The organism is Brachybacterium sp. ACRRE (assembly GCF_022346485.1).
GTDB classification, from domain to species: domain Bacteria; phylum Actinomycetota; class Actinomycetes; order Actinomycetales; family Dermabacteraceae; genus Brachybacterium; species Brachybacterium halotolerans.
In genome coordinates this window covers 23,233-30,726 of sequence record NZ_JAKRMO010000054.1, presented here as the reverse complement: position 1 = coordinate 30,726, position 7,494 = coordinate 23,233, and the positions used below count along the sequence as shown (strand labels likewise).

Annotated in this window: 6 protein-coding genes; 5 read left to right on the top strand and 1 reads right to left on the bottom strand. The window is 75.1% G+C overall.

The window, feature by feature from the left end:
- Window positions 1-53 precede the first annotated feature (53 nt).
- The 3 genes from MHY49_RS14550 to ffh all read left to right on the top strand — a co-directional run bounded on the left by MHY49_RS14550 (window position 54) and on the right by ffh (window position 4,469).
- A complete protein-coding gene (locus tag MHY49_RS14550; protein ID WP_239205246.1) occupies window positions 54-392 on the top strand; it encodes a P-II family nitrogen regulator in 339 nt (112 codons plus the stop codon).
- Window positions 382-2,730 (top strand): HD domain-containing protein, encoded by a 2,349-nt coding sequence (locus MHY49_RS14545; protein ID WP_239205244.1) that lies wholly within the window; start codon window positions 382-384, stop codon window positions 2,728-2,730. The genes MHY49_RS14550 and MHY49_RS14545 overlap by 11 nt, the downstream gene beginning before the upstream one ends.
- A 149-nt stretch (window positions 2,731-2,879) precedes the next feature.
- Window positions 2,880-4,469 carry a signal recognition particle protein gene (gene ffh, locus MHY49_RS14540; RefSeq protein WP_239205242.1) on the top strand — a complete coding sequence of 530 codons (1,590 nt, stop codon included), beginning with the start codon at window positions 2,880-2,882 and terminating at the stop codon, window positions 4,467-4,469.
- A 25-nt stretch (window positions 4,470-4,494) separates the two neighbouring features.
- On the opposite strand, the gene MHY49_RS14535 is transcribed toward ffh, so the two are convergent.
- The gene (locus MHY49_RS14535) at window positions 4,495-5,421 is read right to left on the bottom strand and encodes an SRPBCC domain-containing protein (RefSeq protein ID WP_239205240.1); all 927 of its coding nucleotides are present in this window, start codon (window positions 5,419-5,421) and stop codon (window positions 4,495-4,497) included.
- Window positions 5,422-5,534: 113 nt separating this feature from the next.
- On the opposite strand from MHY49_RS14535, the gene MHY49_RS14530 reads away from it, so the two are divergent.
- Together MHY49_RS14530 and MHY49_RS14525 are read left to right on the top strand one after the other, a co-directional pair.
- Window positions 5,535-6,731, top strand: a complete 1,197-nt coding sequence (locus MHY49_RS14530; RefSeq protein ID WP_239205238.1) for an amidohydrolase family protein — start codon at window positions 5,535-5,537, stop codon at window positions 6,729-6,731.
- Between the two features lie 58 nt (window positions 6,732-6,789).
- Entirely contained in the window at window positions 6,790-7,431 is a 642-nt protein-coding gene (locus MHY49_RS14525; RefSeq protein ID WP_239205236.1) for a DivIVA domain-containing protein, read from the top strand.
- Window positions 7,432-7,494: the final 63 nt, after the last annotated feature.

The following is a 7,494-nucleotide window of genomic DNA, read 5'->3' as shown; positions in this document are numbered from 1 at the left end:
CCCGCCGAGAGCGCGCCCGTCGCCGCCCAGCCCGCCACCACAGGAGAGCCCCGATGAAGCTCGTCACCGCCATCGTCCAGCCGCACGCGCTCAACGACGTCGCCGACGCCCTGCGCGAGTACGGGATCGCCGGGATGACCGTCACCCAGGTCGCGGGCTACGGTCGCCAGGGCGGCCACACCGAGGTCTACCGCGGCGCCGAGTACCGCATCGACCAGATCCCGAAGTCCCGCATCGAGATCGTCCTGCCCGATGAGAGCGTCGCCGAGGCCGTGGACCTCATCGTGCGCACCGCGCGCAGCGGTCGCATCGGCGACGGCAAGGTCTGGGTGACCGACGTCGTCGACGTGGTGCGCGTGCGCACGGGGGAGCGGGGCGCGGATGCCATCTGAGCCGCTGCCCGGCAGGCGACTCACCCACGTCCTGCACGCGGGCTTCGCGGACCCGCAGGCCGGCCCCTCCCGGCGCCGCGAGCACGCCGTCCTGGTGGACGAGTGGCTCGGCGAGCTCTGGGAGGCGGCCGGCCCGCCGGCGTCCGGCGCCGCCCTCGCCGCGATCGGCTCCCTGGGCCGTCTCGACCTGGGGCCGATGAGCGACCTGGATCTGATCCTGCTCGTGGACCGCGAGCAGGTCGACGAGGAGGAGGCCTCCCGCCTGGCCGCTGGGCTGTGGTACCCGATCTGGGACTCGGGGACGTCCCTCGACCATGCCGTGCGCAGTCCCGCCGAGTGCGCCGAGGTGGCCCGCGAGGACCTGCGCGCGGCGATCTCCCTGCTCGACCTGCGCCCCGTGGTGGGCGACGCCGCGCTCGTCGACGAGTCCGCGGCGCGGGTGAGGGCGCAGTGGCGCCGCGACGCCCGGCGCTTCACCGAGGACATGATCCGCATCGCCGAGGACCGGGAGGGCCGCTACGGCCAGCTCGCCCACTCGACCGAGCCCAACCTCAAGTCCGATCGCGGGGGCCTGCGCGACGCCGTCGTGATCCGCGCCTTCGCCGAGTCCTGGCTCGCCGACCACGACCACCGTGTGCTCGAGGAGGCATCCGGCGTGCTGCTGGACGCCCGCGACGCCCTGCAGACCGTCACCGGGCGCAGCACCACGCGGCTCGCCCGCGCGGAGCAGGACGCCGTCGCCGCCCTCACCGGCCACGACACCGCCGACGACCATCTCGCCGCCCTCGCCGACGCCTCCCGCGCGGTCGCCTGGCAGCTGCACCGCACCGTGCGCGCGGCGCGCGCCGCCGCGGCCCCGGGCGGGCGCGGCACCCGGGGTCTGGGCGCCGACCGCCGCCCGGCCCTCACCCGCCACCCGCACGGCGTCATCGTCCAGGCCGACGAGATCTCGATCGACCCGCGCGTCACCGACCCCCTGCGCGACCTGGCCGCGGTGCGGCTCGCCGCGACCACCGGCATGCCGCTCTCCGATGCGACCCTCACCCGTCTCGCCGCCGGGTCCGCGCGCGCCTCCCTGAGCTCCGTGCAGCGCGACGTGCTCGTGGACGCGCTCGCCGGGGAGCACATCGGCGCCGCCTACGAGGCCCTCGACGTCCACGGGGCCTTCGGCCGCTGGGTCGCCGGCTGGGACGGGGTGCGCAACCGCCCCCAGCGCTCGCCGGTGCACCGCTTCACCGTGGACCGCCACCAGATCGAGACCGTCCGCGAGTCCCAGGCGATGCTGGGCACCGTCGACCGGCCGGACATCCTGCTGGTCGCCGCCCTCCTGCACGACCTCGGCAAGCGCGCCGGCAGCCGGGACCACGCCGCCGAGGGGGCGCCGCTCGCCCGTGCCGCCGCGCTGCGCCTCGGCTTCGACGCGAGGGACGCCGACCTCGTCGAGCTGCTCGTGCGCGAGCACCTCACCCTTGTCGAGCTCGCGACCGGGCGCGACCTCTCGGACGCGAGCACGCTCGAGGCCCTGCTCCAGGCCGTCGGCCGTGACCTGACGACCCTCGAGCTGCTGCGCGCCCTCACCGAGGCCGACGCCCGCGCGGCCGGCCCCGCCGCGTGGTCCTCGTGGCGCTCCCAGCTCGTCGACCACCTCACCGCGCAGGCCCGCGACGCCCTCACCGGCACGCCCCGCGCGCCGCGCGACCTGCTCGCGCCGCAGCGCGCCGTCCAGGAGGCCGTGCGCGAGGCCGTCGTGCGCACGGGCAGCGCCCAGGTCCTCTATCCGGCCCCGACCGACGAGGAGCCCATCACCCAGGTGTGCCTGGGGGCCGACGACGGGCCCGGGGTCTTCGCCGCCCAGGCGCGGGTCCTCGCCCGCCACCGGATGGACGTGCGCAGCGCCGTCGTGCTCACCCTCGACGGCGTCGCCGTGAACACCTGGTGGGTGACGGGCAGGCCGTCGGACCAGCCGCACCCGACCGCGCTGCGCTCGGCCCTGGAGAGGGAGCTGCGGCGCCGGGAGGATCCCGCGGCGCGCGTCCTGGACGTCGACCCCGGCGCCCCGCCGCGCACCGCCGAGGACGCCCCTGTGGTGACCCTGCTGCCCGGGGCCTCGAGCGAGGCGACCGTGGTGCAGGTCAACGCCCGCAACCGCCCGAGCCTGCTCGCGGACGTCGCCGAGATGATCACCCTGCTCCGCCTCCACGTGCGCAGCGCCCACGTGATGACCCTCGGCCAGCGCGCCGTCGACGTCCTCTACCTCACCGATGCGCGCGGGCGTCCGCTCGAGGCGCCGATGGTGGGCCGGGTCATCGCCGCGCTCATGGACGCGGCCGCGACCTGACCGGCTGACCGGCGCGCGTGCGCTGCGCGCGAGGGGTCCGAGGGCGACCCGAGGGTGAGGTGGGCCGCGCCGGGGCCTCCCGGCCAGGGTCCGCCCCGGACGGCTGACTACACTGGGGCGGTCCGTCCGAGCAAGGGGAAGCCGCTTTCGTGTTCAACAACCTCTCCGACCGCATCACCGCGTCCCTCAAGGGGCTGCGAGGCCATGGCCGTCTGAGCGAGGCGGACGTCGACAAGACGATCCGCGAGATCCGCCGCGCGCTGCTCGACGCCGACGTCGCCGTGCCCGTCGTCCGGGACTTCACCGGGCGCGTGCGCGAGCGCGCCCTGGGCGAGGAGGTCTCGAAGGCCCTCAACCCCGCCCAGCAGGTCGTGAAGATCGTCAACGACGAGCTGGTGGACGTCCTCGGCGGCGCCACCGGTGAGCTCACCTGGGCGAAGAACCCGCCCACGGTCATCATGCTCGCGGGCCTCCAGGGCGCCGGCAAGACCACCCTCGCAGGCAAGCTCGCGAAGTGGATGAAGGACCAGGGGCACACGCCGATGCTGGTCGCGGCCGACCTCCAGCGGCCCAACGCCGTCAACCAGCTGCAGATCGTCGGCGAGCGCGCGGGCGTGCCGGTGTTCGCCCCCGAGCCGGGCAACGGCGTGGGCGACCCGGTGCAGGTCGCCCTCAACGGCGTCTCCACCGCGCAGTTCCAGCAGCACGACGTCGTCATCGTCGACACCGCCGGCCGGCTCGGCGTCGACGAGGAGATGATGCAGCAGGCGCGCGACATCCGCGACGCCGTGCACCCCGACGACACCCTCTTCGTGGTCGACGCGATGATCGGCCAGGACGCCGCGCGCGTCGCGGAGGCCTTCCGCGACGGCGTCGGCTTCACCGGCGTCGTCCTGTCCAAGCTCGACGGCGACGCCCGCGGCGGCGCCGCCCTGTCGATCACGGGCGTCACCCAGCGACCCATCCTCTTCGCCTCCACGGGCGAGCAGCTGGGCGACTTCGAGCGCTTCCACCCCGACCGCATGGCCGGGCGGATCCTCGACATGGGCGACGTGCTCACCCTCATCGAGCAGGCCGAGCGCACCTTCGACCAGGCCGAGGCCGAGAAGACCGCGAAGAAGCTCCAGAGCGGCCAGGACCTCACCCTCGACGACTTCCTGGGCCTCATGCAGCAGGTCAAGAAGATGGGCAGCCTCAAGAAGATGCTCGGCATGATGCCGAACATGGGGCAGTTCCGCGACCAGCTCGACAGCTTCGACGACAGCCAGCTGGGCCGCATCGAGGCGATCATCCACTCGATGACCCCCGCCGAGCGCGCCGACCCCAAGCTCATCAACGGCTCGCGCCGCTCCCGCATCGCCAAGGGCTCCGGCTCGACCGTGCAGCAGGTCAACCAGCTGCTGGAGAACTTCAAGAACGCCCAGCAGGCCATGCGCTCGATGGGCCGCGGCGGCGGAGGAGGCATGCCGGGCATGCCCGGGATGCCCGGCATGGGCGGCGGCAAGAAGTCCCGCGGCCGCATGCAGGCGCCGGCGAAGAAGGGCAAGAAGTCGAAGTCGAAGAACCCGGCGAAGGCGGCCCGCGAGGAGGCCGAGGCCGCGCGCCGCGCCGCCGAGGAGCCCGCGGACTCCGGCTCGGCCTTCGGCCCCGGCGCAGGCGGCGGGTCCTCGGACCTCTCGGACATCGATCCCTCGCAGCTGCCCGCGGAGATGCAGAAGCTCTTCGGCCGCGGCCGCTGAGCCGCGGCGCGAACCTCGCGGGTCCTCAGCCGCCGAGCACCTCGGCGAGCTGGCCCAGGGTGGACTCCCAGCCCTGCCGGTAGTTCTCCGGCAGGGAGTCCTCGGCCCAGGGGCCCGCGTGGCGCACGCGCAGACGGGTGGTCCACGGTGACGTCCCCTCCTCCAGGCGCAGGTCGATCGCCTCGTCGGTCGCGGTGCCGCTCGCCTCGGACCACACCCAGGTCGCCGCGAGGCGGGCGGGGCGCTCGACCACGAGGCGTTCGAGGTCGAGGGTCGTGGCGATCCTCGGGGCGGTGATCCGGGCCGCGCCGCGCTCGCGGTCGAGCTCGACCTCGACGTCGTCCCAGTGGCGCCACCACCAGGATGCGAGCCCCTCGCGCGTGGTCAGCGCCTCCCAGACCCGCTCGGGGGAGGCCGGCAGCACGCGCTCGATCTCGACGGGGCGCTGCGTCATCAGGTGCCAGCGCTCGGCGGCGGCGGTCTCGATCGCCGCATCGTCCTCCGCGTCGGCCGCCTCGCAGCCGAGCTCCCGGGCGAGGGCCTGGAGCACCTGCTCCCAGCCGCCGCCGTAGCCCTCGACGTGATCGGGCTCGGCGAGGGAGTGGCGCACTCCGATCTCGCTGCCCGCACCGTCCGGCCCGGGGCGCACGCGCGCGTGCAGGACGCTCTCGCGCTCGCCCTGCCAGGACCACGTGGTCGCCAGGTGCTCAGGGTCCAGCAGCAGGAGCCGACCGACGGCTGCGTCGGAGGCCTCGTCGCCCAGTCTGAGCTCGAAGGCGTCCCCGGCCGCGGCCGGATCCCCGTCGAGGGCGCCCAGCCAGCGTCCGCGCCGCTCGGGGTCGGCGAGGGCCTCGCGCACAGCCGCGGGGGCGGCGGAGACGCGGCGGAGCAGCACCAGCTCGGGGGACTCCGCCGTCCCCAGCAGGAAGCGGGAGGTCGGGTGCGTGCCCATGGGTGCTCCTTCGACGATGATGAGTGACGCACGGCACATCCAGTGAAGCACTCCGGGGTCTCGAACGACAGCCCCCGCCCTCGCGGCGGCCCGCTGCTCGATAGCCTCGGGGCATGCGCACCGATGCCCCCTCCGTCCGCGCCGCCCGCGAGTCCTTCGCCGAGGGCCGACGCCCCGCCGCCGACGGCCCCGCCTACGACCGCGCCGAGGCGACGGTCTCGCCCGTCCTGCACCTGACCGGGCCGATCCTCCTCGGGCCCGAGGAGGAGCTCGCCGAGGCCTGGGTGGCAGGCGGGCGCATCCACCACGAGAAGCCGGACCTCCCCGCCGGGACCGGGATCGAGCGGATGGACGGCTTCGTGCTGCCCGGCCTCGCGGACCTCCACTGCCACGTGGGCATCAGCGACGAGGGCACAGCGACGGGACTCGAGGGCGCCCGCGCCCAGGCGCGCATCGACCGCGACACCGGCGTGCTCCTCATCCGCGACGCCGGCTCCATCACCGACACCGCGCCCCTGCAGCGCGAGGCCGATCTGCCCCGCATCGTCCGCGCGGGGCGGCACGTCGCCCGCACCCGTCGCTACCTCATCGGCTACGCCCACGAGGTCGACCCGGAGGACCTGCCCGCCACCGTCGCCGCCGAGGCCGAGTGCGGCGACGGCTGGGTGAAGCTCGTCGGCGACTGGATCGACCGGCAGGTCGGGGACCTCACCCCGACCTGGTCGGCCGACGACTTCCGCGCCGCGGCCGAGGCCGCGCACGCCCACGGCGCCCGCATCACGACGCACACCTTCGACGAGGAGACCCTGCCGCTGGTCCTCGACGCGGGATTCGACTGCCTCGAGCACGCGACAGGGCTCACGGACGACACCATCGCCCGCGCCGCCGAGGCGGGCGTGCCCGTGGTGACCACGCTCGTGAACGTCGACGAGTTCGAGACCTACGCGAGCCAGGGGGAGCGGAAGTTCCCCGACTACGCGGCGCACATGCGGCGCCTGCGCGCACGGCGGTTCGAGCGCACGCGCGACGCCCACGACGCCGGCGTCCAGCTGCTCACCGGCACGGACGCCGGGGGAGTGCTGGGCCACGGCATCATCCACGACGAGCTCGACGAGCTCGCCGCCTGCGGGCTCGATCCGCTCGCGATCCTCCAGGCCGCCTCCTGGGGGCCGCGCGCGTTCCTCGGCGCCCCCGGCCTCGAGGACGGGGCCCCCGCCGATCTCCTCGTCGCGTGCGAGGATCCCCGCCGCGACCACCGCGCGCTGCGGGATCCCGCGCACATCGTGCTCGGCGGCGCGGTCATCCGCTGACGGCGGCCGTTCCCTGCATCCCCTTCATTCGACACCACTCCGCTCCGGGAGGACCACCATGACCGTCGACCCCTCCGGCTCCGCCTCCGACCCCACCGCTCCCGACCCCGCCGCCCCCTCCGACGCCGACGTCGTCGCGCTGCTCACCGGCGCACGGTTCGCGACGGTCAAGGGCTTCGGATCCGGCTACGACTGCGAGGAGGTCGACCAGTACCTCGACCGTCTCGCCCGGGAGGTCGGGACCTCCGGGCGCCGGCGCGACCTCGAGCTGCTCGGCGGGATCTCCGACGTGCGCTTCACCCCGCGCATGTCCGGCGTCCGCTACGCGATGGACTCGGTCGACGACTTCCTGGACTCCCGGGCGGCTCCCGCCGTCGCCGCCGTGCTGGGGCGGGCGCAGGGGGCGAGCCGCACCGCCGAGGACACCGCGACGGGGGCGATCGCGGCCGAGCTGCAGGGATCGCGCTTCGCCCCGGCGCGCCGCGGGGACCGCTACGACATGGACGGCATCGACCAGCTCCTGGACCAGGCCTTCGCGGCGCTCACGGCCGAGGGCGACGAGCACTCTCGCGCGGACGCCGCCCTGCAGGTGCTCCTCGGCGGACGGCCCACCGCCGTCCGCCGCCTGCGCGAGGGGTACCGCAGCGCCGACGTCGACGACTTCCTGCGCGGCATCGTCGAGCGGCTGCGCGGGATCTGAGCGCCGTGCCGCCGTCCGACGGGCGGCGGCCGCCGTGATGCCCATCGCCCTCCGCTGCCCAGG

What these genes read in the sequence shown, in the direction of transcription:
- MHY49_RS14550 (WP_239205246.1), top strand. Translation starts at nt 54, where the DNA reads ATGAAGCTCGTCACCGCCATCGTCCAGCCGCACGCGCTCAACGACGTC.
- MHY49_RS14545 (WP_239205244.1), top strand. Translation starts at nt 382, where the DNA reads ATGCCATCTGAGCCGCTGCCCGGCAGGCGACTCACCCACGTCCTGCAC.
- MHY49_RS14535 (WP_239205240.1), bottom strand. Translation starts at nt 5,421, where the DNA reads ATGGGCACGCACCCGACCTCCCGCTTCCTGCTGGGGACGGCGGAGTCC.
- MHY49_RS14530 (WP_239205238.1), top strand. Translation starts at nt 5,535, where the DNA reads ATGCGCACCGATGCCCCCTCCGTCCGCGCCGCCCGCGAGTCCTTCGCC.
- MHY49_RS14525 (WP_239205236.1), top strand. Translation starts at nt 6,790, where the DNA reads ATGACCGTCGACCCCTCCGGCTCCGCCTCCGACCCCACCGCTCCCGAC.